27 protein-coding genes and 1 pseudogene are annotated in these 26,034 nt (G+C 61.1%); 16 read left to right on the top strand and 12 right to left on the bottom strand.

Translation table 11 applies throughout. From position 1 onward, the window contains the following. The first annotated feature begins 66 nt into the window (after positions 1–66). Positions 67–789, top strand: coding sequence for a ribonuclease PH (rph, locus tag RGV33_RS31680; protein ID WP_003213280.1), 723 nt, complete (start codon positions 67–69; stop codon positions 787–789). A gap of 22 nt (positions 790–811) precedes the next feature. Further along, positions 812–1,180, top strand: a complete 369-nt coding sequence (locus RGV33_RS31675) for a DUF4870 domain-containing protein (protein ID WP_322148404.1) — start codon at positions 812–814, stop codon at positions 1,178–1,180. A gap of 58 nt (positions 1,181–1,238) precedes the next feature. Here RGV33_RS31675 and RGV33_RS31670 read toward each other — a convergent pair whose 3' ends face one another. Beyond that, positions 1,239–2,018, bottom strand: a complete 780-nt coding sequence (locus RGV33_RS31670; RefSeq protein ID WP_003176915.1) for an exodeoxyribonuclease III — start codon at positions 2,016–2,018, stop codon at positions 1,239–1,241. A gap of 82 nt (positions 2,019–2,100) precedes the next feature. On the opposite strand from RGV33_RS31670, the gene pyrE reads away from it, so the two are divergent. Next, positions 2,101–2,745 (top strand): orotate phosphoribosyltransferase, encoded by a 645-nt coding sequence (pyrE, locus tag RGV33_RS31665; RefSeq protein WP_017476704.1) that lies wholly within the window; start codon positions 2,101–2,103, stop codon positions 2,743–2,745. Positions 2,746–2,851: 106 nt separating this feature from the next. Here the strand turns inward: pyrE and argB are convergent, their stop codons facing one another. The 5 genes and pseudogenes from argB to coaBC form a co-directional block, all read right to left on the bottom strand. Continuing rightward, positions 2,852–3,757: an acetylglutamate kinase gene (gene argB, locus RGV33_RS31660; RefSeq protein ID WP_003213275.1), complete on the bottom strand. Its 906-nt coding sequence runs from the start codon at positions 3,755–3,757 to the stop codon at positions 2,852–2,854. Positions 3,758–3,778: 21 nt separating this feature from the next. After that, positions 3,779–5,200, bottom strand: a pseudogene (locus RGV33_RS31655) (phosphomannomutase/phosphoglucomutase); the annotation flags it as partial. After that, entirely contained in the window at positions 5,173–5,373 is a 201-nt protein-coding gene (locus RGV33_RS31650) for a hypothetical protein (RefSeq protein WP_322148403.1), read from the bottom strand. The gene RGV33_RS31650 and the pseudogene RGV33_RS31655, both read right to left, overlap by 28 nt. A gap of 80 nt (positions 5,374–5,453) precedes the next feature. After that, positions 5,454–5,909, bottom strand: coding sequence for a dUTP diphosphatase (gene dut, locus RGV33_RS31645; RefSeq protein ID WP_322148402.1), 456 nt, complete (start codon positions 5,907–5,909; stop codon positions 5,454–5,456). Between the two features lie 5 nt (positions 5,910–5,914). Next, positions 5,915–7,123, bottom strand: coding sequence for a bifunctional phosphopantothenoylcysteine decarboxylase/phosphopantothenate--cysteine ligase CoaBC (gene coaBC / locus RGV33_RS31640; RefSeq protein ID WP_088422070.1), 1,209 nt, complete (start codon positions 7,121–7,123; stop codon positions 5,915–5,917). 130 nt (positions 7,124–7,253) lie between these two features. On the opposite strand from coaBC, the gene radC reads away from it, so the two are divergent. Beyond that, complete coding sequence (gene radC, locus RGV33_RS31635; RefSeq protein WP_322148400.1) at positions 7,254–7,928, top strand: RadC family protein; 675 nt, start codon at positions 7,254–7,256, stop codon at positions 7,926–7,928. A gap of 28 nt (positions 7,929–7,956) precedes the next feature. Here the strand turns inward: radC and RGV33_RS31630 are convergent, their stop codons facing one another. Beyond that, a complete protein-coding gene (locus RGV33_RS31630) occupies positions 7,957–9,549 on the bottom strand; it encodes an ABC transporter substrate-binding protein (protein WP_322148399.1) in 1,593 nt (530 codons plus the stop codon). A 458-nt stretch (positions 9,550–10,007) separates the two neighbouring features. On the opposite strand from RGV33_RS31630, the gene rpmB reads away from it, so the two are divergent. Beyond that, a complete protein-coding gene (gene rpmB, locus RGV33_RS31625) occupies positions 10,008–10,241 on the top strand; it encodes a 50S ribosomal protein L28 (RefSeq protein WP_007920377.1) in 234 nt (77 codons plus the stop codon). A gap of 11 nt (positions 10,242–10,252) precedes the next feature. Continuing rightward, entirely contained in the window at positions 10,253–10,408 is a 156-nt protein-coding gene (rpmG, locus tag RGV33_RS31620) for a 50S ribosomal protein L33 (RefSeq protein ID WP_003176906.1), read from the top strand. Positions 10,409–10,480: 72 nt separating this feature from the next. Here the strand turns inward: rpmG and RGV33_RS31615 are convergent, their stop codons facing one another. Further along, positions 10,481–10,843: a cupin domain-containing protein gene (locus RGV33_RS31615; RefSeq protein WP_322148395.1), complete on the bottom strand. Its 363-nt coding sequence runs from the start codon at positions 10,841–10,843 to the stop codon at positions 10,481–10,483. Between the two features lie 230 nt (positions 10,844–11,073). On the opposite strand from RGV33_RS31615, the gene RGV33_RS31610 reads away from it, so the two are divergent. Continuing rightward, positions 11,074–12,567: an aldehyde dehydrogenase gene (locus tag RGV33_RS31610; RefSeq protein WP_177086544.1), complete on the top strand. Its 1,494-nt coding sequence runs from the start codon at positions 11,074–11,076 to the stop codon at positions 12,565–12,567. Positions 12,568–12,723: 156 nt separating this feature from the next. Beyond that, positions 12,724–13,866, top strand: coding sequence for an MFS transporter (locus RGV33_RS31605; protein WP_322148394.1), 1,143 nt, complete (start codon positions 12,724–12,726; stop codon positions 13,864–13,866). A gap of 124 nt (positions 13,867–13,990) precedes the next feature. Here RGV33_RS31605 and RGV33_RS31600 read toward each other — a convergent pair whose 3' ends face one another. After that, on the bottom strand, positions 13,991–15,553 hold the full coding sequence (locus RGV33_RS31600) for a phospholipase D family protein (RefSeq protein WP_322148774.1): 1,563 nt from the start codon (positions 15,551–15,553) through the stop codon (positions 13,991–13,993). Between the two features lie 62 nt (positions 15,554–15,615). Continuing rightward, positions 15,616–17,040, bottom strand: a complete 1,425-nt coding sequence (locus tag RGV33_RS31595; protein WP_322148393.1) for a PLP-dependent aminotransferase family protein — start codon at positions 17,038–17,040, stop codon at positions 15,616–15,618. Between the two features lie 165 nt (positions 17,041–17,205). Here RGV33_RS31595 and RGV33_RS31590 point away from each other — a divergent pair, with 165 nt between their 5' ends. Then, positions 17,206–17,442, top strand: coding sequence for a DUF1127 domain-containing protein (locus RGV33_RS31590; protein ID WP_322148392.1), 237 nt, complete (start codon positions 17,206–17,208; stop codon positions 17,440–17,442). Position 17,443: 1 nt separating this feature from the next. Here the strand turns inward: RGV33_RS31590 and RGV33_RS31585 are convergent, their stop codons facing one another. Next, entirely contained in the window at positions 17,444–18,736 is a 1,293-nt protein-coding gene (locus RGV33_RS31585; RefSeq protein WP_322148391.1) for an FAD-binding oxidoreductase, read from the bottom strand. A gap of 115 nt (positions 18,737–18,851) precedes the next feature. On the opposite strand from RGV33_RS31585, the gene RGV33_RS31580 reads away from it, so the two are divergent. Continuing rightward, a complete protein-coding gene (locus RGV33_RS31580) occupies positions 18,852–19,205 on the top strand; it encodes a YkgJ family cysteine cluster protein (protein WP_008439419.1) in 354 nt (117 codons plus the stop codon). Between the two features lie 62 nt (positions 19,206–19,267). Here RGV33_RS31580 and RGV33_RS31575 read toward each other — a convergent pair whose 3' ends face one another. Continuing rightward, positions 19,268–19,756 carry an Lrp/AsnC ligand binding domain-containing protein gene (locus RGV33_RS31575; protein WP_003177284.1) on the bottom strand — a complete coding sequence of 163 codons (489 nt, stop codon included), beginning with the start codon at positions 19,754–19,756 and terminating at the stop codon, positions 19,268–19,270. Between the two features lie 156 nt (positions 19,757–19,912). On the opposite strand from RGV33_RS31575, the gene dadA reads away from it, so the two are divergent. The 6 genes from dadA (at position 19,913) to RGV33_RS31545 (ending at position 26,017) form a co-directional block, all read left to right on the top strand. After that, complete coding sequence (dadA, locus tag RGV33_RS31570) at positions 19,913–21,214, top strand: D-amino acid dehydrogenase (RefSeq protein ID WP_322148389.1); 1,302 nt, start codon at positions 19,913–19,915, stop codon at positions 21,212–21,214. Then, positions 21,186–21,539 (top strand): RidA family protein, encoded by a 354-nt coding sequence (locus RGV33_RS31565; protein WP_088422082.1) that lies wholly within the window; start codon positions 21,186–21,188, stop codon positions 21,537–21,539. The genes dadA and RGV33_RS31565 overlap by 29 nt, the downstream gene beginning before the upstream one ends. A 79-nt stretch (positions 21,540–21,618) precedes the next feature. Next, the gene (alr, locus tag RGV33_RS31560; RefSeq protein ID WP_322148388.1) at positions 21,619–22,695 is read left to right on the top strand and encodes an alanine racemase; all 1,077 of its coding nucleotides are present in this window, start codon (positions 21,619–21,621) and stop codon (positions 22,693–22,695) included. Positions 22,696–22,811: 116 nt separating this feature from the next. Further along, positions 22,812–23,360, top strand: coding sequence for a cupin domain-containing protein (locus RGV33_RS31555; RefSeq protein WP_003208755.1), 549 nt, complete (start codon positions 22,812–22,814; stop codon positions 23,358–23,360). A gap of 182 nt (positions 23,361–23,542) precedes the next feature. Continuing rightward, a complete protein-coding gene (locus tag RGV33_RS31550) occupies positions 23,543–23,959 on the top strand; it encodes a c-type cytochrome (protein WP_003208757.1) in 417 nt (138 codons plus the stop codon). Positions 23,960–24,094: 135 nt separating this feature from the next. After that, positions 24,095–26,017 carry an acetyl-CoA hydrolase/transferase C-terminal domain-containing protein gene (locus tag RGV33_RS31545; protein ID WP_322148387.1) on the top strand — a complete coding sequence of 641 codons (1,923 nt, stop codon included), beginning with the start codon at positions 24,095–24,097 and terminating at the stop codon, positions 26,015–26,017. Positions 26,018–26,034: the final 17 nt, after the last annotated feature.

The following is a 26,034-nucleotide window of genomic DNA, read 5'->3' as shown; positions in this document are numbered from 1 at the left end:
GTGCCGATAAGGGCTGGCGGCTCTATAATGCTCGGCAGTTTTTCGTCCTCAGTACAGGTATCCCCTATGAAACGTCCAAGTGGTCGCGCTGCCGATCAGCTCCGCTCGATCCGCATCACCCGCAACTACACCAAACACGCCGAGGGATCTGTACTGGTCGAGTTTGGCGATACCAAGGTTATCTGCACCGTCAGCGTCGAAAACGGCGTGCCGCGTTTCCTCAAGGGCCAGGGCCAGGGTTGGTTGACCGCCGAATACGGCATGCTGCCGCGTGCCACCGGCGAGCGTAACCAGCGTGAAGCAAGCCGTGGCAAGCAGGGCGGCCGCACCCTGGAAATCCAGCGCCTGATCGGCCGCTCTCTGCGCGCCGCGCTGGACATGTCCAAGCTGGGCGACGTGACCCTGTACGTCGACTGCGACGTGATCCAGGCCGACGGCGGCACCCGCACTGCGTCCATCACCGGCGCCATGGTTGCGCTGGTCGATGCGCTCAAAGTCATCAAGAAGCGTGGCGGCCTCAAAGGCGGCGATCCGCTCAAGCAGATGATCGCTGCTGTGTCGGTTGGCATGTATCAGGGTGAGCCTGTGCTGGATCTGGACTATCTTGAAGATTCGGCTGCCGAGACCGACCTGAACGTAGTGATGACCAGCACCGGTGGTTTCATCGAAGTGCAGGGCACTGCCGAAGGCGCGCCATTCCAGCCGGCCGATCTGAACGCCATGCTGGCCCTGGCCCAAAAAGGCATGACCGAGATCTTCGAACTGCAGAACGCCGCATTGGCGGATTGAATCAAACCCAAGGAGCTACGCCATGAGTGACAGTCACCTTCCACTGCCGACACCGTCCAAGGAAGTTCGCCAGTGGGCGATGCTCTGTCACTTCGCGGCGTTTTTCGGCTTGATGTTCCCGTTCGGCAGCCTGCTGGGGCCTTTGATCCTCTGGCAGGTGAAGAAGGACACGGACCCGTTCATTGATGACCAGGGCAAGGAGGCGCTGAACTTCCAGATCACCGTGGGCATTGCCTGGGCGGTCTGCTTCCTGCTGGGCTTTATCGTGATCGGCTTCGTGTTGATGACCGTGCTGGTGATCGGCGCGGTGGTGATGACGATCATTGCGGGCATCAAGGCCAACAAGGGCGTGGCGTATCGTTATCCGTTCACCTTGCGGTTGATCAAATAACCACCGCCCACAAAAAAACCGACAGCGATGTCGGTTTTTTTGTGCCTGGAAAAAGACCTTAGATGGTCAATGTCCAGTCGTAGTCCACGATCAGCGGCGCGTGCTGCGAGAAGCGCGGCTGGCGTGGCAAACGTGCGCTGCGCACGAAGCGGCGCAGGCCTGGCGTCAGCAACTGGTAGTCAAAACGCCAGCCGAGGTTGAGCATCTCGGCCTGTTCGTTATCCGGCCACCAGCTGTACTGGTCGCCTTCGCGGCTGACTTCGCGCAGGGCATCGACATAGCCCATGTTGCCGACAATCTCGTCCATCCAGGCCCGTTCCGGCGCCAGGAAGCCCGGGGATTGCTGGCTGTCGCGCCAGTTCTTGATATCCAGCTTCTGTTGCGCCACATACAGCGAGCCACAGTAAATGTACTCGCGACGTTTGCGCCGCTGTTTATCCAGATAACGGGCGAAGTCGTCCATTAGCTTGAACTTCTGGTTCAAGTCTTCATCGCCATTTTGCCCTGATGGAAGCAGCAAGGTCGCGATGCTGACCTTATCGAAATCGGCTTGCAGGTAGCGCCCGTAGCGGTCGGCTGTCTCGAAGCCGAGGCCGCTGATGACCGCCTTGGGTTGCAACCGCGAATACAAAGCCACGCCACCTTGGGCGGGAACTTCGGCATCACAGGCATAAAGGAAGTAGCCATCCAGTTGGAAGGCTGGGTCGTCCAGTTCAAAGGCGGAGGCGCGGGTGTCCTGCAGGCAGATGACGTCGGCATTCTGGGCTTGCAGCCAACTGAGCAAACCACGCTCGACTGCAGCCTGAATACCATTGACGTTCACACTGATGATCCGCATAAATGGCCCCAAAAATCGCGTGCGTGTATGATACACGCCGTCTACCTAATTAGCTAAATCCGTGGTATCTGAGGCTTTTTTCATGCAGGCGTATCAACGCGATTTTATTCGTTTTGCCATCGATCGCGGCGTATTGCGCTTCGGTGAGTTCACTTTGAAGTCCGGGCGCACCAGCCCTTACTTCTTCAATGCCGGCCTTTTCAACTCGGGTTCTGCCCTGGCGCAGTTGGGCCGTTTCTACGCGGCCGCGATCGTTGAAAGCGGTATTTCCTTCGACGTGCTGTTCGGCCCGGCCTACAAGGGCATTCCCCTGGCAGCCGCGACCGCCGTGGCGTTGGCTGAACATCACGGGCTTGATTTGCCGTGGTGCTTCAACCGCAAGGAAGCCAAGGCTCACGGCGAAGGCGGTAGCCTGGTGGGCGCGCCGCTCAAGGGCGACGTGCTGATCATCGACGACGTGATCACTGCCGGTACGGCGATTCGTGAAGTGATGCAGATCATCGCTTCCCAGGACGGCGCCAAGGCTGCCGGCGTGTTGATCGCGCTGAACCGCCAGGAGCGCGGCAACGGTGAATTGTCGGCGATCCAGGAAGTGGAGCGTGACTTCGCGATTCCGGTGGTCAGCATCGTGTCGCTGAACCAGGTGTTGCAGTTCCTGGAAGACGACCCGCAGCTCAAGCAGCATTTGCCGGCGGTCAAGGCTTATCGCGAGCAGTTCGGCGTTTAGAGGGTCCATGTGGGAGCGAGCAAGCCTGCTCCCACATTTTTAAACCGCGTAAATCGAAAAAGCCCCGTTCAATCCAATTGAACGGGGCTTTTTTGTTTTCTGCGCGTTAAGGGCGCTTGCGATTGCTGATCAGGGTACCCACACCGGTGTCGGTGAAGATTTCCAGCAGAATCGCATTCGGAACCCGGCCATCCAGGATCAACGAACTGCCAACGCCGCCTTGCACGGCTTCCAGTGCGCAACGGATCTTCGGCAGCATGCCGCCGTAGATGGTGCCGTCGGCGATCAGGTCGTCCACTTGCTGGGTGGTCAGGCCGGTCAATACCTTGCCTTCCTTGTCCATCAAGCCGGCGATGTTGGTGAGCAGCATCAGCTTCTCGGCCTTCAGCGCCTCGGCCACCTTGCCGGCCACCAGGTCGGCGTTGATGTTGTAGGACTCACCGTTGGCACCGACGCCGATTGGCGCGATCACCGGGATGAAATCGCCTTTCACCAGCAGGTTCAGCAGATCGGTGTTGATGCCGATCACTTCGCCCACCTGGCCGATGTCGATGATTTCCGGCTGGGTCATCTCCGGGGTCTTGCGGGTCACGGTGAGCTTCTTCGCCCGGATCAGCTCGGCGTCCTTGCCGGTCAGGCCGATGGCGCTGCCGCCGTGGCGGTTGATCAGGTTGACGATGTCTTTGTTCACCTGGCCACCCAGGACCATCTCCACCACGTCCATGGTCTGGGCGTCGGTGACACGCATGCCGTCGATGAAGTGACTCTCGATGGACAGGCGCTTGAGCAGGTCACCGATTTGCGGGCCGCCACCGTGTACTACCACCGGGTTGATCCCGACGGCTTTCATCAACACGATGTCGCGGGCAAAGCCGGTTTTCAGCTCGTCGCTTTCCATGGCATTGCCGCCGTACTTGATCACCAGCGTCTTGCCGACGTAGCGTCGAATGTAAGGCAACGCTTCGGAAAGGACCTTGGCGGTGTTGGCGGCGGCTTCGCGTTCGAGGGTCATTCAGGGCTCCGGTACAAAAAATCAGAACGGTAATTGGAGATCGGGGGCAACACGTTTCAACTGGGCGTGGAACACGTCCTTGATACGCTGCAGCTCTGCCTCGGAATCCGCCTCGAAACGCAGCACCAGCACCGGTGTGGTGTTGGATGCGCGAACCAGGCCCCAGCCTTTGGCGTAATCGACCCGCACGCCGTCAATGGTGGTCAGGTTGGCGCCTTCGCCCCATTGCGCATCGTGCAGTGCGTCAATGATGCTGAATTTGCTCTCTTCGGTCACATGGATATTGATCTCTGGCGTAGAAATATCATTCGGGAAGGTCTCAAACAGGTCTTCCGCGGTGGATTTTTCCTTGCTGAGGATCTCCAGCAAACGGGCGGCGCTGTAAATGCCGTCGTCAAAGCCGAACCAGCGTTCCTTGAAGAACACGTGGCCGCTCATTTCGCCAGCCAACAGGGCGCCGGTTTCCTTCATTTTCTTTTTGATCAACGAGTGACCGGTCTTCCACATTAGCGGACGACCGCCGTATTCCTTGATCAGCGGGGTCAGGCGACGGGTGCATTTCACGTCGAAGATGATCTCGGCGCCCGGGTTGCGTGCCACTACGTCACGGGCAAACAGCATCAGCAGGCGGTCGGGGAACACGATATTGCCGGTGTTGGTCACCACGCCGACGCGGTCGCCGTCGCCATCGAACGCCAAGCCCAGGTCGGCACCGGTTTCCTTGACCTTGGCGATCAGGTCCACCAGGTTTTCAGGCTTGCCCGGGTCCGGGTGGTGGTTGGGGAAGTTACCGTCGACCTCGCAAAACAGCGGGATCACTTCGCAGTTCAGCGCTTCGATCAGTTGCGGGGCAATCACGCCGGCCGCGCCGTTGCCACAATCCACTACCACTTTCAGGCGACGGGCGAGTTTGACGTCGCGGGTGATTTCGTCCGAGTAGCGATCGAGGATCTCGACCTTGGTGATGCTGCCGGTTCCGCTGGTCAGATCGTTGGTTTTCAGGCGGGTGTGCAGGGCCTGGATCTGTTCGTTGGCCAGGGTATCGCCGGCAATCACAATCTTGAAGCCGTTGTAGTCCGACGGGTTATGGCTGCCGGTGAGCATCACGCCCGACTTGCCGGCCAGTACGTTGGCTGCGTAGTACAGCGCAGGCGTCGGCACCAGGCCCACGTCGCTCACATGGCAGCCGCTGTCGGCCAGGCCCTGGATCAGTTGTTCGACCAGCTCGGGGCCGGACAGCCGGCCGTCACGCCCTACGGACACGTTGGGCTCGCCCTGGGCCAGGCTCTGGGAGCCAATGGCGCGGCCGATCCAGTAAGCGGTCTCGGCGGTCAGGGTCTTGGGCACCACGCCACGGATGTCATAGGCGCGGAAGATGCTGTCGGGAAATGTCGGGGCGACTCGGGCTGCGTTGCTCATTGCGGGGGGGAACTCCATCGATAAGGGGCTGGGCTGGCCTCAAGGGTGCTGACCGGCAGGCTCAAACTGAAGGGTAAGACGGCGTTTTTGGCATAGAGTTCGTGGTGCAAAAGTGCCATCGGCGCCGAAGCTGCGCCCTTTTGCCCGCTTAATGCCTTGATTTCACTGGGGAAATCTTGCTGATAAGTTCCGCGCATTCTTCATCCTGAAAGGCCATGCGTTGGCGTCAGGCCGGGCGAGGCACCCGGCCATGTTCCGCTAAGTCAGTACAGCTTAGTCAGTGGCTGCCGGAATGCCCGAAGCCACCTGCACCGCGCTGGGTTTCGTCAAATTCTTCGACCAATTCGAAGTGCGCCTGCACCACTGGTACCAGCACCAGCTGGGCGATGCGCTCGCCGACGGCGATGTTGAAGGCGGTCTGGCCACGGTTCCAGCACGACACCATCAACTCGCCCTGGTAGTCCGAATCGATCAGGCCCACCAGGTTGCCGAGGACGATCCCGTGTTTGTGGCCCAGGCCGGAGCGCGGCAGGATCAGCGCCGCCAGGCCAGGGTCGCCCACGTAGATCGACAGGCCGGTCGGGATCAGGAGGGTCTGGCCCGGCTCAAGCACGGTGTCCTGCTTGAGCATGGCGCGCAGGTCGAGGCCGGCGGAGCCAGGTGTGGCGTAGGCCGGCAGCGGGAATTCGCTGCCGATGCGTGGGTCGAGGATCTTGGCTTGCAAAGCGTGCATGGAAATTAAACCTGGTTCAGCCGTAGGGCGATAAAAGAGATCAGCTGGCGGGCAATCTTGCCCTTGCTGGTCTGGGCGAAAACGGTAGCGTGCAACTCGCGGTCGATCACGCTGATGGCATTTTCCTCGCTGTTGAAGCCGATGCTCGGGTTGGCGACATCGTTGGCGACAATCAGATCGAGGTTTTTGTCTTTCAATTTGCGTGCGGCGTAATCCAGCAAATGCTCGGTTTCGGCGGCGAAGCCGACGCTGAACGGGCGGTCTGCCCGGGTGGCGATGGTGGCCAGAATGTCCGGGTTGCGGACCATTTGCAGCAGCAGGCCGTCGCCGCTTGTAGGGTCTTTCTTGAGTTTTTGCGGCGCAACCACTTCCGGGCGGTAGTCCGCCACCGCTGCCGAGGCGATAAACAGGTCGCAGGGAATCGCTGCTTCACAGGCCGCCAGCATGTCGCGGGCGCTGACTACGTCGATTCGGGTGACGCGATCCGGGGTCGGCAGATGCACCGGGCCGGTAATCAGTGTTACCCGGGCGCCTGCCTCGACCGCGGCTTCTGCCAGGGCAAAGCCCATTTTTCCTGAGCTATGGTTGGTGATGTAGCGCACCGGGTCGATGTTTTCCTGGGTCGGGCCGGCGGTGATCAGCACGTGCTTGCCGGTCAGGGCCAGGTGCTGGAAGCAGTCGGCGGCGCATTGGGCGAGGTCGGTGGCTTCGAGCATACGGCCCATGCCCACGTCGCCGCAGGCCTGGCTGCCGGAGGCCGGCCCGAACACCTTGAGGCCGCGGCTTTGCAGGAGTTGGGTATTGGCCTGGGTGGCCGGGTCGCGCCACATGGCCTGGTTCATGGCCGGGGCGATGGCGACGGTGGCGTCAGTGGCCAGCACCAGCGTGGTCAGCAGGTCATCGGCAATGCCTTGGGCGAGGCGGGCGATCAGGTCGGCGGTGGCCGGAGCGATCAGCACCAGGTCGGCCCACTTTGCCAGCTCGATGTGGCCCATCGCGGCTTCGGCCGCAGGGTCCAGCAGGTCGAGGTGAACCGGGTGGCCGGACAAGGCTTGCATGGTAAGTGGAGTGATGAATTCACTGCCGCCACGGGTCATGACCACGCGCACTTCGGCGCCTTGGTCCAGGAGCCTGCGAACCAGCTCTGCGCTCTTGTAGGCGGCAATGCCGCCGCCGACGCCGAGAACGATGCGTTTCCGATACAGACGCTGCATTGGCTTGCCTTTCCAGTTCAGTGATGGCGTTGCGATGCCCCCTCCCCAGGTGAAATCGCACGCAAAAAGATGGCCTAAGATACCACAGCGTCCGCCATGCAACAGCGGCGCACATGCACACGGAGGTGCCATGAGTATTCGCGATTGGCCTGCGGCAGAGCGTCCGCGGGAGAAGCTGTTGGAGTTGGGGGCGGCGAGTCTTTCCGACGCCGAGCTGCTGGCGATTTTCCTGCGTACCGGGGTGTCCGGTAAAAGTGCCGTGGACCTGGCGCGGCACCTGTTGGCGCAATTTGGCAGCCTGCGAGCACTGATGGAGGCCAGGCAGGCGGTGTTCATCCAGCACCTGGGCCTGGGCCCAGCGAAGTTCGCCCAGCTCCAGGCGGTGCTGGAAATGGCCCGGCGCCATCTGGCCGAGCGCCTGCGCAGCGACTCGGTGCTGGAAAGCCCGGTGGCCGTGCGCGACTACCTCAAGGCGCTGTTGCGCCATGAGCCCCACGAGATATTCGGCTGCCTGTTTCTCGACTCCAAACATCGGGTGCTGGGCTTCGAAAAGCTGTTTCAAGGCACCATCGACAACGCCACGGTCTACCCTCGGCAAGTGGTTAAACGCGCCCTGGACTACAACGCAGCGGCGGTGATTCTGTGCCACAACCATCCTTCCGGCAGCGCCGAGCCCAGCATCGCTGATCGAAAATTGACCAAAGTGCTGCAGAAGGCGTTGGAGATGGTGGATGTGCGCGTGCTGGACCACATCATTGTGGGGGAGGGTGATCCGCTGTCGATGGCGGAATATGGATGGATGTAGGGGCTGGCGCACCAGCCCCTGGCAGGGCTTATGGTTTGACGCTGACCTTGGAATAGTCCTGGCGCCCGAACGGGCTCACCTGGTACCCCTCGACATTCTTGCGAGTCAGCGCAAACGCGGTCGGGTGCGCCAGTGGCAGCCACAGTGCCTGTTGCTGGATCTGCGCCTGGGCCTGCTGGTACAGCTTGCTGCGCACGCCCTGTTCGCTGGTGGTTTTGCCGGCGCTGATCAGCTTGTCCAGCGCCGGGTCGCAGTAGCGGGCGAAGTTGGTGCCGGACTTCACTGCTGCGCAGGAGAACTGCGGCGTCAGGAAGTTATCCGGGTCGCCATTGTCACCAGCCCAGCCCATGAACAGCAGGTCGTGCTCGCCGGCCTTGGCGCGCCGAATCAGTTCGCCCCATTCGATTACACGAATTTCCGCCTGGATGCCGACCTTGGCCAGGTCTGCCTGCAGCAATTGTGCGCCCAGGCTTGGGTTGGGGTTCAGCAGGCTGCCCGACGGCCGGGTCCAGATGGTGGTCTTGAAGCCGTCCTTGAGCCCGGCGCGATCCAGAAGCTGCTTGGCCTTGGCGATGTCTTGCGGGTAGCCCGGCAAGTCCTTGGCGTAGCTCCAGGTATTTGGGGGGAAGGGGCCATTGGCGGCTTCGGCGGTGCCTTCGAATACGGCCTTGAGGTAGCTGGCCTTGTCGAAGGCCAGGTTGATTGCCTGGCGAACTTCGGGCTTGTCCAACGGCGGGTGTTGACTGTTGATGGCGACAAATGCGGTCATGAAGGCTGCGGTTTTCTCGACCTTCAGGTCGGCATCTTTCTGGGCGGCATCAATATCCAGCGGCTTGGGCGACAGGGCGATCTGGCACTCGTCACGGCGCAATCGCTGCAGGCGCACGTTGGCGTCCGGGGTGATCGCAAAGATCAGGTTATCCACTGCTGGCTTGCCGGCGAAGTAGTCCGGGTTGGCCTTGTAGCGAATCGTCGCGTCTTTCTGGAAACGCCCGAAAATGAACGGCCCGGTGCCGATAGGCTGGCTGTTGAGCTTCTCTGGCGTGCCGGCCTTGAGCAGTTTGTCGGCGTATTCGGCCGGGTAGATCGAGGCAAAGCCCATGCTCAATGCGGCGAGGAAGGTCGAATCGGCGTGGTCCAGGGTAAAACGCACGGTCAACGGGTCCAGGGCGTCGATCTTCTTGATCAGCGTGGGCAGTTGCAGCGACTGGGCGTGAGGGAAACCGCTCTGGGCGATTTTGTGCCACGGGTTGGCCGGGTCAAGCATGCGCTCGAAACTGAAGCGCACGTCTTCGGCGCTCAGGCTGCGGCTTGGGGTGAAGTAGTCGGTGCGATGAAATTTCACATCCGGGTGCAGCTTGAAGGTGTAGGTGAGGCCGTCCGGCGATACTTCCCAGCTGTCTGCCAGGCTCGGGACCAGCTTGCCGCTGGTGGCGTCGAAGTCCACCAGGCGGTTCATCAATACATCTGCCGAGGCGTTGGTGGTGGTCAGCGAGTTGTATTGCACCACGTCGAAGCCTTCGGGACTGGCTTCGGTACAGACGCTCAAGGTGGTCGCCGCCTGGGCGTGTGCAGCAATAAAAAGAGGGGCTAGCAATAGCGGTAGGGCAGCGAGGCGCATATTCGGTTTCCTTTGCAGATCGAAGGCCCATCTGCGAGTGCAGTCTGGAAAAGTCCTACCGTAGTGGGCTGATTGACAAATGACTAGCCCATTTTTGCCTGTGCTTTTGCCTCAAATACTGTTTTGATGGCGCCTCAGGTCGTTTTGCCGAGCACTTTGCAGTGCGCGCGGGCGCTGTAAATCATTCTGTGCGACGAGCGGTTAGCTTCTATAGCGGCCCACCCTGGCAACGGTTCAGGCGTCCATGGCCTGGATTTACGCGTGTAAAAACACACGGCCTGTTGTTGCACTGGGGTCTTTCTGGTATAAAGCAGCGCTCTTTTCTAGGGGCCCGGTTCCTTCGCTAGTAGGTGTAGCCGGTAAGACCCTAAAGAAACGCGGCGCCTGGCGCCAAATGACTGAGAGATTAAGCGGCCAACCCATGCCGGGTTGGGCATGTGGTTTTAGAGGGCTGAGGCATGTCGAGAGTCTGTCAAGTTACCGGTAAGGGTCCGGTGACTGGGAATAACATTTCCCACGCAAACAACAAAACCCGTCGTCGTTTCCTGCCAAACCTGCAGCATCACCGCTTCTGGGTTGAAGAAGAGAAACGTTTTGTTCGTCTGCGCGTATCTGCCAAAGGCATGCGTATCATCGACAAGCGTGGCATCACTGTCGTGCTGGCCGAACTGCGCCGCGACGGCAAAATCTAAGGAGCTATATCATGCGTGAATTGATTCGAATGATCTCTAGCGCCGGTACTGGTCACTTCTACACTACCGACAAGAACAAGCGTACTACCCCGGACAAGCTCGAAAAGAAAATGTTCGACCCGCGCGTTCGCAAGCACGTGATCTACAAAGAAGGCAAAATCAAGTAATTGGTTTTCTTTCTTGTGAAAAAAAGCCCGTATCTCACGATGCGGGCTTTTTTTTGTGCTCTGAAAAACTGATCAGGCCTTTTCTTCGAACACCACGTAGATCTTGCGGCAGGGCTCCAGCACTTCCCAGGTGCCGTTGAAGCCGGCCGGAATGACGAAGCGATCACCGGCGCGCAAGGTCTTGGCGTTGCCGTCGGCGTCGCGCAATACAGAGACGCCCTGCACGATCTCGCAGTACTCATGCTCGCTGTAGTTGACCTTCCATTGCCCGACTTCACCTTCCCAGACCCCGGCGCTCATCTGGCCGCACGGACTGTTGTAGTGGTTGTAGACGGTTTGCTCGGGGTCGCCCTTGAGGATTTTCTCCGCAGCCGGACGGTAGCGGTCAGGCTCGGTCCGGACCTGGCTGAAGTCGACGATATTCTGGATGTTCATGGGTGTGTCCCGTCTGGCCTGCGGTTGGAGAGCCCAAAGTCTATGTTTATTAAAATGAACATCGCAAGGGCGTTTGCAGGCGTTATGTCAAATATATTGAAACATTCATCGCCGCTGGTTTAGGGTGGCAGCTGCCTTGAGCCGAACAGCTGGCTGGCCAGGCAAGAATTCTTCGAAGGTGCCTGGGTACATCGCCCGGCCCTTGTATTCAATAAGAGGAGGACACTCGCATGACCACCCTGACCCGTGCCGACTGGGAACAACGCGCCAAGGATCTGAAGATCGAAGGCCGCGCCTACATCAATGGCGAATACACCGCCGCCGTTTCTGGCGACACGTTCGAATGTTTGAGCCCGGTGGATGGCCGCCTGCTGGCAACCGTTGCCAGCTGTGACGTTGCCGACGCCCAGCGCGCGGTTGAAAACGCCCGCGCCACCTTCAATTCCGGTGCCTGGTCGCGCCTGGCACCGGCCAAGCGCAAAGCCACCATGATCCGTTTCGCCGGCTTGCTCAAGGCCAACGCCGAAGAGCTGGCACTGCTTGAAACCCTGGACATGGGCAAGCCGATCAGCGACTCCCTGTACATCGACGTCCCAGGCGCGGCGCAAGCCCTGAGCTGGAGCGGCGAGGCCATCGACAAGATCTACGACGAAGTCGCCGCCACCCCCCATGACCAACTGGGCCTGGTGACCCGTGAGCCCGTCGGTGTTGTCGCGGCCATCGTGCCGTGGAACTTCCCGCTGATGATGGCCTGCTGGAAACTCGGGCCGGCGCTGTCCACCGGTAACTCGGTGATCCTCAAGCCGTCTGAAAAGTCGCCACTGACAGCCATCCGCATCGCTGCGCTGGCGGTTGAAGCCGGTATCCCCAAAGGCGTGTTCAACGTGCTGCCGGGTTATGGCCACACCGTGGGTAACGCCCTGGCGCTGCACATGGACGTCGACACCCTGGTGTTCACCGGTTCGACCAAGATCGCCAAGCAACTGCTGATTCGCTCCGGTGAGTCGAACATGAAGCGCGTCTGGCTGGAAGCCGGCGGCAAGAGCCCGAACATCGTGTTCGCCGATGCCCCGGACCTGCAAGCCGCTGCCGAATCCGCCGCTGGCGCCATCGCCTTCAACCAGGGCGAAGTGTGCACCGCCGGTTCGCGCCTGCTGGTAGAGCGCTCCATCAAGGATAAATTCCTGCCGCTGGTGATCGAGGCCCTCAAGGCCTGGAAGCCGGGCAACCCGCTGGACCCGGCCACCACGGTCGGCGCGCTGGTGGACACCCAGCAGATGAACACCGTGCTGTCGTACATCGAAGCCGGGCATGCTGATGGCGCCAAGCTGGTGGCCGGTGGCAAGCGCACGCTGCAGGAAAGTGGCGGCACCTATGTCGAGCCAACGATTTTCGACGGCGTGACCAACGCCATGAAGATCGCCCAGGAAGAAATTTTCGGCCCGGTACTGTCGGTGATTGCCTTTGACAGCGTGGAAGAAGCCATTGCGATCGCCAACGACACCCAATACGGCCTGGCCGCTGCGGTGTGGACGTCGAACATCTCCAAGGCACACCTCACCGCCAAGGCACTGCGTGCCGGCAGCGTGTGGGTCAACCAGTACGATGGTGGCGACATGACCGCACCGTTTGGTGGTTTCAAGCAGTCGGGTAACGGCCGCGACAAGTCGCTGCACGCGTTCGACAAATACACCGAGCTGAAGGCGACCTGGATCAAGCTGTAAGCTTCCAGAAACACCGCTGTAAAAAATGTGGGAGCGGGCTTGCTCGCGAAAGCGGTATCACAGTCGCTGATGTATTGACTGGTACACCGCATTCGCGAGCAAGCTCGCTCCCACTTTGTTTTGTGTGATCTACAAATAGTCCACAGGAGCGTGGAAATGCGTTGGGCGACCTATTTCGCCGTGCTGGCGTCGGTCTTGAGCGTGGGCCTGGCCTTGGGCGTGAGCATGCCGCTGGTGTCCTTGCGCCTGGAAAGCTGGGGCTACGGCAGCTTCGCCATCGGCGTCATGGCCGCGATGCCGGCCTTCGGAGTGCTGCTGGGTGCCAAAATCTCCAGCGGCCTGGTTTCGCGCCTGGGCACGGCGAACCTGATGCGCCTGTGCCTGTGGGGCGGGGCAATTTCCATCGGTTTGCTGGCGGTATTGCCCAGCTACACGGTATGGCTGGTGCTGCGGTTGATGATCGGGGTGATCCTGACCATCGTGTTTATCCTCGGCGAAAGCTGGATCAACCAACTGGTGATAGAGCGCTGGCGCGGTCGCCTGGTGGCGCTGTATGGCTGCAGCTATGCCTTGAGCCAGCTGTCGGGCCCGTTGCTGCTGGGCGCGCTGGGTACCGATAACGACATTGGCTTCTGGGTGGGCGTCGGCCTGCTGACCTTCTCGCCGATCCTGCTGCTGGGCCGTTCCGGTGCACCCACCGCCGAGTCCTTCAGTGTGACCTTCGGCGACTTGCTGCGCTTCTGCCGGGGCTTGCCGGCGATTGCCTGGGCTGTGGCGCTATTCGCCGCGTTCGAGGCGATGATTCTTACGCTGTTGCCGGTGTATTGCCTGCAACAGGGCTTCACCGCCGAGATTGCCTTGGCGATGGTCAGTACGGTTGTCGTCGGTGATGCGTTGCTGCAACTGCCGATTGGCGCACTGGCCGACTACCTGCCTCGGCGCACGCTGTTTCTCGGCTGCGCATTGATGCTGCTGGCGTCGAGCCTGGCGATTCCGCTGTTGCTGGATACGTTGATGATCTGGCCGGTGTGGGTGCTGTTTGGCGCCAGCGCCGGCGGTTTGTTCACCTTGTCGCTGATCCTGATTGGCGAGCGCTACCGCGACGACGCGCTGGTGCGCGCCAATGCGCACATCGCGCAGCTGTGGGGCATTGGCTGCCTGATCGGGCCGCTGGTGGCCGGTGCGGGCAGCCAGTGGATCAGCGGGCATGCGTTGCCGCTGTTGATGGCGGCGGGGGCATTGGGGCTGGTGATCCTGTTGCTGCGCCAAGGTGCATTCGGCGCCGCACAACCCGCCTGAACTTGAAATGCGATCACCTGTGGGAGCCGGGCTTGCCCGCGATGGCGGAGTGTCAGCACCGGATACGTAAACTGACACTCCGCCATCGCAGGCAAGCCAGCTCCCACAGGTCCCGTCGCTGTTCTTAAAGCATGCGTTCCAGCCCGACGGAGGTGGCAAACCAGGCATTGAACCGGCGCCACCAACTGCCGGGTTCGCGGGTCAGGGTGTGTAGCTGGCCGTTGTCTTCGGTCACCCATACCACCTGGCCATCCTGCAGTTTTGCCTGATAGCTCAACGGCGGCGCCATGCCTTCCAGCGCCAGGTTGCGCACGTGTTCCGCCAGCTCGGGGCTGTCCACCAGCACCCCGACTTCGGTGTTCCACAGCACCGAGCGCGGGTCGAAATTGAATGAGCCGATGAAGGACTTTTGCCGGTCGAAGATGATCGCCTTGCTGTGCAGGCTGGAGTCCGAGCCGTGGAAGGTGCCTTTGCGGAACAGATGAGGACCGCTGCCGCCACCGTCTCCCGGTTGGCGGCGCAATTCGTACAGTTTTACCCCGTGCTCCAGCAGCGCCTTGCGATAAGGCGCATAACCTCCATGCACCGCAGGCACGTCGGTGGCTTCCAGTGAATTGGTCAGCAGGCTCACCGATACCCCGGCGTCTGCGCGTCCCGTCAGGTACACCAAGCCAGGCTGCCCCGGTACAAAGTAAGCTGAAATCATCATCAGTTCATGGCTGACGCCTTCCAGCTCCGGTGCCAGTTGTGTGGTCAACAGCAGCCGGGGATCCGGATCGGCCTTGGCCAGCACCTTGCTCGGTGCATCCCACAGCGCTTGGTTCCAGGCCCAGATCAGCTCGCCGCGCCAGATGTCCATGCGCGGCTGGGTCTTGTAGGTGCGCAGGCGGTTGTACAGCGCATGGTTTTGCTGGCGCGACTCGGCAAGGGAGTCTTCCAGGCGCACGCGGGCGCTGGCCAAGTCGCCTTTGGAGGCGTCGCTGACGAAGTCGCCGATGGGCTTGCTCAGGGCACTGTTCCAGTACTGGTCGAAACTGTGGCCCAGTTGCTCGGCCACCGGACCCACGCTGAACATGTCGATATCGGTGAAGTTGAGGTTGGGTTCGGCGTCGAAATACTCATCCCCCAGGTTGCGCCCGCCGACGATGGCCACGCTGTTGTCCGCCAGCCACAGCTTGTTGTGCATGCGCCGATGTTGCAGCGACAGGTCGAACAGCCGCGCCATGGCCCTTGTTACGCCGGTGCTGCGCCCCAGGTGCAGCGGGTTGAACAGGCGAATCTGGATCTGCGGGTGGGCGGCGAGGGTGGCGATGATCTGGTCCAGGCCGTCGCTGGTGGTGTCGTCCAGCAGGATGCGCACGCGCACGCCACGGTCGGCGGCCTTGAGCAGTTCATCCACGAGCATGCGGGTGCTGATGCCGTCGTGGACGATGTAGTACTGCAAATCCAGGCTGGTCTGGGCGTTGCGGATCAGTTCGGCGCGGGCCATGAAGGCTTCGCTGCTGTTGGGCAGCAGGCGGAACCCGGAGCGGCCTTTGTACGGCGCGGCCTGGGCCTGGATCGAGCGGCCGAATGACGACTCACTGGCGGGCAGCGCCTCGCTGGGCGTGCGCGGCGGGTCGAGGGTGGCGCAGCCGCCCAAGGCCAGGATGCCCAGCAGGAAAAACGGTAATAGCCGTTGGGTCATCAATGACATGGGTTCCGGATCAGGGCGGTTGTCGGCATATGACGGCTATTTCCCGCAAAAGGTCAGTCCACCGCTTCGGCCAGCAACCTGATGGCGGTTGCGCCGACCTTGCGCACAGCCTCTTCAATCTGCGGCGTTGGTTTGGCAGCGTAGTTCATGCGCAGGCAGTTCCTGTACTTGCCGGAGGCAGAAAAGATACTTCCCACAGCAATCTGTACACCTTCATCCACCAGCAGCCGGTTGAGCTTCAGGGTATCGAAGCCTTCCGGCAGCTCCACCCACAACATGAAGCTGCCCTGTGGCCGGCTGGCGCGTGTGCCCGCCGGGAAGTAACGGCTCACCCACTCGAGCATCAGGTCGCGATTACGCTGGTATTGGGTACGCATCCGCCGCAAATGTGGTTCGAAGTGCCCGCTTTTCAGGAACTCTGCAATTGCGATCTGCGGCTGGGTAGCAGTGGAGCCGGTGCTGATGTATTTCATGTGCAGCACGCGCTCCAGGTAACGACCGGGTGCTACCCATCCGATCCGCAGGCCGGGCGCCAGGGTTTTCGAAAAGGAACTGCACAGTACGACGCGGCCATCTTCGTCGAAGGATTTTATGGTGCGTGGGCGCGGGTAGCTGTAGGCCAGTTCGCCATACACATCATCCTCGATGACCGCCACGTCGAAGCGCTGGGCCAGGTTCAGCAGTGCGCGCTTGCGTGACTCCGGCATGATGTAGCCCAGTGGGTTGTTGCAGTTGGGGGTCAACTGTATGACTTTGATCGGCCATTGTTCCAGTGCCAGTTCCAGCGCTTCCAGGCTGATACCGGTGAGTGGGTCGGTGGGGATTTCCAGGGCTTTCATACCCAGGCCTTTCAGGGTTTGCATGGCGCCGTGGAAGCTTGGCGAGTCGACGGCAACGATATCGCCTGGCTCGCAGATAGCGTGGATGCTGGCCGACAGCGCTTCGTGGCAGCCGGTGGTGATCACCAGGTCCTGGGGCGTCAGTTGGCAGCCTGAATCGAGCATCAGGCGGGCGATCTGTTCACGCAGCTCCAGGTTGCCGTGGATGGTGTCGTAATACAGCCCCGGCATGTCCTGGCGCCGGCTGATCCGGGCGAGGCTGCGCAGCAGGGGTTTCATGGTGGGCGACAATACATCCGGCATGCCACGGCCCAACTGTATGGCGTCTTTGCGTGGCACCGCACGGATCAATTCCAGTACTTGGTCCCACTGCGAAATTTCCACCGGGCGCTGGGCCGGGCGGCTGACAGCAGGCAGGGCCGGCAAATCCCGGCCCACCGGCACAAAATAACCGGATTTGGGTTTTGGCATCGCCAGTCCGTTGTCTTCCAGCATGCGATAGGCCTGTTGCACGGTGCTCAGGCTGACGCCGTGCTCCACGCTCAAGGCCCGTACTGACGGCAACCGATCCCCCGGGCGATAGAAGCCCTGCTCGATGCGCGTGCCCAACAGTTCGGCGAGATTGACGTATAGCGTCATGGTGATGCTTCCCGGTTACCAGTACAGATAGCCTGAAAATACAGGATTCAGCGGTAGATAGGCACTATCTGTATGGATTTAATACCGGGTGGCTGAATCTGTCATGGTTTTGCTCGCTGGCTCATCCTACGTACTCATGGCAATACGTAAATGAGGGGCAGGAAAATGAGCGGTTTGAGCGATGTGCGGTTGGCGCTACACAGTCAGGAGCTGGAAGCTGGGCAGGAGCGGCGCATGGGGGCGCGTACGACGGCCCCTGTACTGGGTTCATGGGCGATGTTCTGGCGCCGCATGCACACGCGCAAGACCTTGCTGGGACTGACCCCGGAGCAGCTGCGTGACGTGGGCCTGAGTGCCGAACAGGCGCGCCGGGAGGGCGTAAAACCCTTCTGGCGCGGTTGATTCAGGCCAGTTCTTTCAACCGATGCCAGAGCATTCCCAGCGCCAACAGCGGCGAGCGCAAATGCTTGCCGCCGGGGAAGGTGATGTGCGGCACTTTGGCAAACAGGTCGAACCGCCCGCTTTGCTGGCCGCTGATGGCTTCGCCCAGCAGTTTGCCCGCCAAGTGGGTGGCATTGAGGCCGTGGCCGGCATAGGCCTGGGCGAAATACACGTTGGGTTGGTCGGCCAGCCGGCCGATTTGCGGCAGGCGGTTGGCGCCGATGCCGATCATGCCGCCCCACTGGTAATCGATTTTCACGTTGGCCAATTGCGGGAACACCTGCAGCATCTTCGGACGCATGTAGGCGCCGATGTCCTGTGGGTCGCGTCCGGAATAATGGCAGGCGCCGCCGAACAGCAAGCGTCGGTCAGCGGACAGCCGGAAGTAGTCCACTGTCACCCGTTGGTCACACACCGCCATGTTTTGTGGGAGCAATTCGCCCGCCTGGGCTTCGCTCAATGGCTCGGTGGCGATGATGTAGCTGCCGGCGGGCAGCACCTTGCCGCTCAGGTGCGGGTTGAGACCGTTTAAATAGGCGTTGCAGCCCAGCACCAAGGTCTTGGCGCGTACGTTGCCAAAGGCTGTGTGAACGTTGACCTCTGGGCCGTAGTCGATGCGCACCGCCTCGGAATGCTCGAACAACTGCACACCCAGTTGCTGCGCGGCAGCCGCTTCGCCGAGGGCCAGGTTCAGCGGGTGCAGGTGGCCGGAGCCCATGTCGATCATGCCGCCCACATAGCGGTTGGAACCGATCACGCTGGGCATTTCGCCCGCTTGCAGCAGGCGCACTTCGTGGCGGTAACCGAGGCTTCGCAGCTCTTCGGCGTCGGCGGCCAGGTGTTCCAGGTCGCGGGGTTTGTTGGCCAGGTCGCAGTAGCCCCAGGTCAGGTCGCAGGCGATCTGCGAACGTTCGACCCGCTGGCGCACGATTTCCACGGCTTCCAGGCCCATCAGTTTCATCTGGCGCACACCCTCGGTGCCGATGACGTTGGTGAACTGATCCAGGCCATGACCGACGCCACGAATCAGTTGCCCGCCATTGCGCCCGCTGGCGCCCCAGGCAATTTTGCGGGCCTCCAGCAGGACCACGCTGAAACCACGCTCGGCCAGTTCCAGGGCGGTATTCAGCCCCGAAAAGCCGCCGCCGACCACGCACACATCGGCCACGATTTCACCTTTCAGCACCGGATAATCAGGCTGCGGGAAACTGCTGGCGGCGTAGTAGGAATTGGCGTGCCGGGCGCTGGCGGTCATGGGGAGCATCCCTGTTTGGAAAATTTGACGCAGGATACAGCGGTCGGACGAAGCTGTCTCACCGCGGGCTTTTAGGGCAGAATCCACGCCTATTTGCCGTTCGGTCCGTGTGTCAATGAGTTGCAACAGTCAGAAAGTCAACGCGCTGCGCCGGCAGATTCCCTCGTTCGAGTGCGTCCCGGGTTGCCACGACTGCTGCGGGCCGGTGACCACGTCCACCGAGGAAATGTCGCGCCTGCCGCGCAAGACTGCCGCCGAGCAGGAAGCGGCGATGGACGAACTCAACTGCGTGCACCTGGGGCCCAACGGCTGCACCGTGTACGACGAGCGCCCACTGATTTGCCGCCTGTTCGGCACCACGCCGACCTTGCCTTGCCCCAACGACCGCCGCCCGGTGGAGTTGATCCACCCGAGGGTTGAAAAGCAGATTCACGCGTACATGGCGAGCACGCGGCAAGTGTTGGTCTAGGGGCCCTGGTCCAACCGTGTGGGGCCGGCTTGCTCGCTCCCACATTGAGTCGTGGTGCTGGCTCAATCGGGGATCGGCAGGCTCAAGCTCTCCTTTACCTCTTCCATCACGATATAGCTCTTGGACTCCCGTACGTGGGGCAGCTTGAGCAGGATATCGCCGAGTAATTTGCGGTACGACGCCATTTCCGAGATCCGCGCCTTCACCAGGTAATCGAAATCCCCTGACACCAGATGGCACTCCAGCACGTGGGGCAGCTTCAATACGGCGCGTCGGAATTCTTCAAAGGTGTCGCCAGACTTGTAGTCGAGGCTGATCTCGACAAACACCAGCAAACTGCCCTTCAAATGCTGCGGATTGAGCCGGGCGTTATAGCCCATGATGATCCCTTCGCGCTCCAGGCGCCGGACGCGCTCGGTGCACGGCGTGGTCGACAGGCCGACCTTTTCCCCCAGCTCAGTAAACGAAATTCGCCCGTCGGCCTGCAGGATACGCAGGATGTTGCGGTCGATTTTGTCCAGTTCCCGCTTGGTCTGAGTGTTGGTCCGCATAGGGGATGCTCCTCCGTGAAAAGGGTTTTTGCCGAGAATTGTCGCCAAATATAGGCAGTTATATAGTGAAATGCACTGGTGATTGCTTTTTATACTGCCCACATCTTTGTGCTGAACAACAAACGTCAGCGGTCTGGCCGTGATGAGGGAATAAAAATGCGCGTTCTGGTCTTGGGTAGCGGTGTCATTGGCGTGGCCAGTGCCTACTATTTGGCACGAGCTGGTTTTGAAGTGGTCGTGGTCGACCGTCAGCCGGCGGTGGCCATGGAGACCAGTTTTGCCAACGCCGGGCAAATCTCGCCGGGCTACGCCTCGCCATGGGCTGCGCCAGGTGTGCCGCTCAAGGCCATCAAATGGCTGCTGGAGCGCCATGCGCCGCTGGCGATCAAGGCCACCGCCGATATCGACCAATACCTGTGGATGGCGCAGATGCTGCGCAATTGCACCGCCAGCCGTTATGCGGTGAACAAGGAGCGCATGGTGCGGCTGTCCGAGTACAGCCGCGATTGCATGGACGAACTGCGCGCCGAGACTGGCATTGCCTACGAAGGCCGTACCCTGGGTACTACGCAACTGTTCCGCACCCAGGCCCAGCTTGATGGTGCCGCCAAGGACATCGCGGTATTGAAAGAATCCGGTGTGCCTTACGAACTGCTGGACCGCGCCGGCATTGCCCGCGTCGAGCCGGCCCTGGCCAGCGTCACCGACATTCTCGCCGGTGCCCTGCGCCTGCCGAACGACCAGACCGGCGACTGCCAGATGTTTACCACCCGCCTTGCCGAGATGTGCAAGCAACTGGGTGTCGAATTCCGCTTCGAGCAAGATATCCAGCGCCTGGACTATGCGGGTGACCGGATCAACGGCGTGTGGGTCGACGGCAAGCTGGAAACTGCCGACCGCTACGTGCTGGCCCTCGGCAGCTACTCGCCGAAACTGCTCAAGCCACTGGGAATCAAGGCGCCGGTGTACCCGCTCAAGGGTTACTCGATGACCGTGCCGATCACCAACCCGGCGATGGCCCCGACCTCGACCATTCTCGATGAGACCTACAAGGTCGCGATCACCCGTTTCGACAACCGCATTCGCGTCGGTGGCATGGCTGAAATAGCCGGTTTTGACCTGTCGCTGAACCCGCGTCGGCGGGAAACCCTGGAGATGATCGTCAACGACCTTTATCCTCAGGGCGGTGACTTGAGCCAGGCCAGTTTCTGGACCGGCCTGCGCCCGACCACCCCGGACGGCACGCCGATCGTGGGTGCGACCCCGTTCAAAAACCTGTTCCTGAACACCGGCCACGGTACCCTCGGCTGGACCATGGCCTGTGGCTCTGGTCGTTTGCTGGCGGACTTGATCGCGAAGAAAACCCCGCAGATCAGCGCTGCAGGCCTCGATATTTCCCGTTACGGCAACCACCAGGAGTCCGCAAAACATGTCAATCCAGCGCCAGCTCACCAATGAGCGCATGAGCCAGATCGTTGTTCACAGCGGTACCGTGTATCTGGCAGGGCAAGTCGGCGACGACATGAGTGCCGGGATCGAGCAGCAGACCCGCGAAACCCTCGTCAATATCGAGCGTTTGCTGGACCTGGCCGGCACCGACAAGAGCAAGTTGCTGTCGGTGACCATCTATCTGAAAGACATCGACGCCGATTTCGCCGGGATGAACGCGGTATGGGACAAGTGGCTGCCAAAAGGCGTCGCGCCGGCCCGTGCCACGGTTGAAGCGAAGCTCTGCGAACCGCAAATCCTGGTCGAGCTGTCGGTTGTGGCTGCTCTGCCTTAAGCAAAACTCCTCTCCCGGTGCCCGCGTTGTCAGCAGGTGCCGGTTTTTTCTTCTCACCGCCGCCTAGAAGCCTGCCGCCATGCGTCCTGCCCGTGCCCTGATCGACCTCCAAGCCCTGCGCCATAACTACCAACTGGCCCGTGAAGTCACGGGTGGGGCCAAGGCCCTCGCCGTGATCAAGGCGGACGCCTACGGCCACGGTGCCGTGCGCGTGGCCCAGGCGCTGGAAGCCGAGGCGGACGGGTTTGCCGTGGCGTGCATCGAGGAAGCGCTGGAGCTGCGGGCCGCCGGGATTCGCGGGCCGGTGTTGTTGCTCGAAGGCTTTTTTGAAGCCGACGAGCTGCCGCTGATCATCGAGCATGATTTGTGGTGCGTGGTGCATTCGCTGTGGCAGCTGGACGCGATTGAACAGGCGCAACTCAGCAAGCCGCTGACCGTGTGGCTCAAGCTCGATTCGGGCATGCACCGTGTTGGCTTGCACCCCAAGGACTACCACGACGCCTACCAGCGCCTGCTGGCCAGCGGCAAAGTCGCGAAGATCGTGCTGATGAGCCACTTCGCCCGCGCCGATGAGCTGGACAGCACCAGCAGCGAAGAGCAAGTAGCGGTGTTTGAAGCGGCGCGCCAGGGCTTGTCGGCCCAGGTCAGCCTGCGCAATTCGCCGTCGGTGCTGGGCTGGCCGAGCGTTGCCAGCGACTGGGTACGCCCGGGCATCATGCTCTACGGCGCCACGCCGTTTGGCGAAGACCAGGCCATCGCCGCGCGTTTGCAGCCGGTGATGACCCTTGAATCGAAAGTCATCTGCGTACGTGAACTGCCGGCCGGCGAACCTGTGGGCTACGGCGCCAGGTTCATCACCCCCAAACCGATGCGCATCGGGGTAGTTGCCATGGGCTACGCTGACGGCTACCCGCGCCACGCGCCGACCGGCACCCCGGTGCTCGTGGCCGGCCAGCGCAGCCAATTGCTGGGCCGTGTGTCGATGGACATGCTGTGTATCGACCTGACCGATGTGCCCCAGGCTGGGCTCGGTTCCACCGTCGAGTTGTGGGGCAAAAACATCCTCGCGAGTGACGTTGCCACCGCCGCCGACACCATTCCCTACCAGATCTTCTGCAACCTGCGCCGAGTGCCACGGCTCTATTCCGGCGCTTGAGCGGCACCCACGAATGGCGGATCCCGGGATTTAGGCCAAAGTGTTGTAAATACTGAACGCTGTCGCCATGATAACGCTCAATTACAACAACGCCTGAATCCTAGGAGGCTCCTGCATTGGACGTCGGCGAACGACTGCAATCCATCCGTAAACTGAAAGGTCTTTCCCAGCGTGAGCTTGCCAAGCGCGCGGGCGTCACCAACAGCACCATTTCGATGATCGAAAAAAACAGTGTCAGCCCCTCCATCAGCTCCTTGCGCAAGGTGCTGGGCGGCATTCCCATGTCGATGGTGGAGTTCTTTTCCGAGGAGATCCTCCAGGAAAAACCGACCCAGATCGTCTATAAAGCCAATGAGCTGATCGACATCTCAGACGGCGCCGTCACCATGAAACTGGTGGGCCGCGCGCATCCGAGCCGGGCGATTGCGTTCCTCAACGAGATCTACCCGCCAGGTGCTGATACCGGCGAAGAGATGCTCACCCATGAGGGCGAGGAAACCGGGATCCTGGTGGAAGGTCGCCTGGAGCTGGTAGTGGGCCTTGAAACTTTTGTGCTCGAAGCCGGCGATAGCTACTACTTTGAAAGCACCAAGCCGCACCGTTTTCGCAATCCGTTCGAAGTGCCGGCGCGACTAATCAGCGCAGCCACACCCGCGAACTTTTAAGAAAAGAGGCGTCCTGCCTATGTCGCAGAGACACCCGTAGCTGCATTCCGCCCTGCTGAATCTCCCTTTGGTTAATAGGGTTGTTTCGGCGGGACGGGCTAACCGTTATACTTTCGCCGCCTGCGAAACCGTGGCCGCAGGCGTGAATAGCCACCATTGAGGGTGAACGCGTGAACCTAATTATGAAAATGCTGGCTGCACCAGCAACCGTACTGGCCCTATGGGCTGTCAGCGCTCAAGCTGCGACCAATGATGAAATTGCCAAACGCCTGGAGCCGGTCGGCCAGGTCTGCGTCCAGGGCCAAGAGTGCAAGGGGATGGAGGTGGCAGTGGCTGCGGGCGGCGGCGGTGGCGCGAAATCGCCGGATGATGTGATCGCCAAACACTGCAACGCTTGCCACGGTACCGGCCTGTTGGGCGCGCCGAAAATTGGCGACACCGCCGCCTGGAAAGACCGCGCAGACCACCAGGGTGGCCTCGACGGCCTGCTGGCCAAGGCCATTACCGGCCTGAACGCCATGCCGCCAAAAGGCACCTGTGCCGATTGCTCGGATGCCGAGCTGAAAGGCGCGATCGAGAAGATGTCGGGTCTGAAATAAACCGATCTTCGCCAAAAAAGCCGCTGACCAGCGGCTTTTTTGTGCCTGCGATTTGCCTTTTGAGGCTGTTCTTTGCAGCAAAGACCCGGCAAGCTCGGTCCAACCCCAATTCATGGAATGTTCGGGAGAAGTCGGATGGTGCAGTTGTGTTCAATCGAGCAAGCGGTCGACGACGTACTGGCACGGTTGCCGGCGCATATTCACATGGGCTTGCCCCTGGGCCTGGGTAAACCCAACCTGTTCGTCAATGCGCTGTACCGGCGCATCGCCAAGTTGCCGGACCGGGCGCTCACGATCTACACCGCCTTGGCGCTGGGCCGTCCCACCTTGGGCGATGGTTTGCAGAAGCGCTTTCTCGAACCCTTTATCGAACGGGTTTTTGGTGACTATCCCGAGCTGGATTTCCTCGCTGCGCTGCGCAAGGACAACCTGCCCGCCAACATCCGTGTGCAGCAGTTCTTCATGCAGCCCGGCAGTTTGCTCCACAGCCTTTCGGCGCAGCAGGATTACGTCAGCAGCAACTACAGCCACGCCGCCCGGGACATCAACGCCGCTGGCCTGAACCTGGTGGCACAACTGGTCGCCAGCAGCGCCGAACACCCGGACCGCCTGAGCCTGAGCTGCAACCCCGACATTACCCTCGACCTGTTGCCGATGATTGCCAAGCGCCGCGAGGCCGGTGAGACCATTCTGGTGGTGGGCCAGGTGCACAGTGATTTGCCCTACATGCCCGGCGACGCCGAACTGGGCATGGACGAATTCGACTTCCTGATCGACGAGAAGGACAGCACCACGCTGTTCTCCACCCCGAACATGCCGGTGGGTTTCCAGGACCACTTTATCGGTCTGCACGCCAGCACCCTGGTACGCGACGGTGGCACCTTGCAGATCGGCATCGGCTCCATGGGCGATGCGCTGACCGCGGCCTTGCTGGCGCGCCAGGCGGATAACGAGGCGTATCGCCTGTTGCTCACCGACCTGGATGTGTACCAATGGGCGCCGCTGATCAGCCATGAAGGCGGCGTCGCGCCGTTCGCCCGTGGCCTGTACGGTTGCAGCGAAATGTTCGTCAACGGCCTGCTGGTGCTGGCTGATGCCGGGATTTTACGGCGCAAGGTGTACCCGGACGTGGCGACTCAGGAGCGGGCCAACGCCGGCACCCTGGACGAAGCGGCGCAAACCGATGGGATCTCGGTGCATGGCGGCTTTTTTCTCGGGCCGCGCAGTTTCTACGAGCGCTTGCGGGACTTGCCACAGAGCAAGCGCCTGGAATTCAACATGACCCGCATCAGCTACATCAACGAGCTGTACGGGCAGGAAGAACTCAAGCGTTTGCAGCGCCTGGATGCGCGGTTTATCAACAGCGCGTTTACCGTGACCCTGATGGGCGCGGGTGTCGCCGACCAGTTGGAAGACGGTCGCGTGCTCAGTGGCGTTGGCGGGCAATACAACTTCGTCGCCCAAGGCCATGCGCTGGAAGGCGCGCGCTCGATCCTGATCCTGCGCAGCTGGCGTGAATCGGGTGGTGACGTCAGTTCCAATATTGTCTGGGAGTACGGGCACTGCACCATTCCTCGGCACCTGCGGGACATCGTCATCACCGAATACGGCATTGCGGATTTGCGCGGGCAGACCGATGCCAAGGTGATCGAGGCGTTGCTGAATATCACCGACTCACGGTTCCAGGAAGACCTGATCGAACAGGCGCAAAAGGCTGGGAAATTACCGAAGGACTTCCAGCTGGATCCGCGGTTTGCCGACAACACGCCGCAGCGGTTGCAGGCGATTCAGGCGCGGCACCCACGGTTGTTCCCGGAGTATCCGTTGGGGTGTGATTTCACCGAGCAAGAGCGGGATTTGTTGCGGGCATTGAACTGGCTCAAGAGCAAATTCAAGCTGACGGAGATTCTGGAGCTGGGCAAGGCGGCGCTGGATGCACCGCAGCCGGAGGCGTTTCCCGAGCATTTGGTGCGGATGCGGCTGGATAAGCCGGAGGGGTTGAAGGAGGACTTGTATCAGCGCCTGCTGCTCGCCGGCCTACAGGCCACCGCGCACTAACAAACACCACAAATCAA

It is taken from the genome of Pseudomonas sp. Bout1 (assembly GCF_034314165.1).
GTDB lineage: Bacteria > Pseudomonadota > Gammaproteobacteria > Pseudomonadales > Pseudomonadaceae > Aquipseudomonas.
Note: the sequence above shows the minus strand (reverse complement) of the source record. Positions and strands in the feature narration are given on the sequence as shown.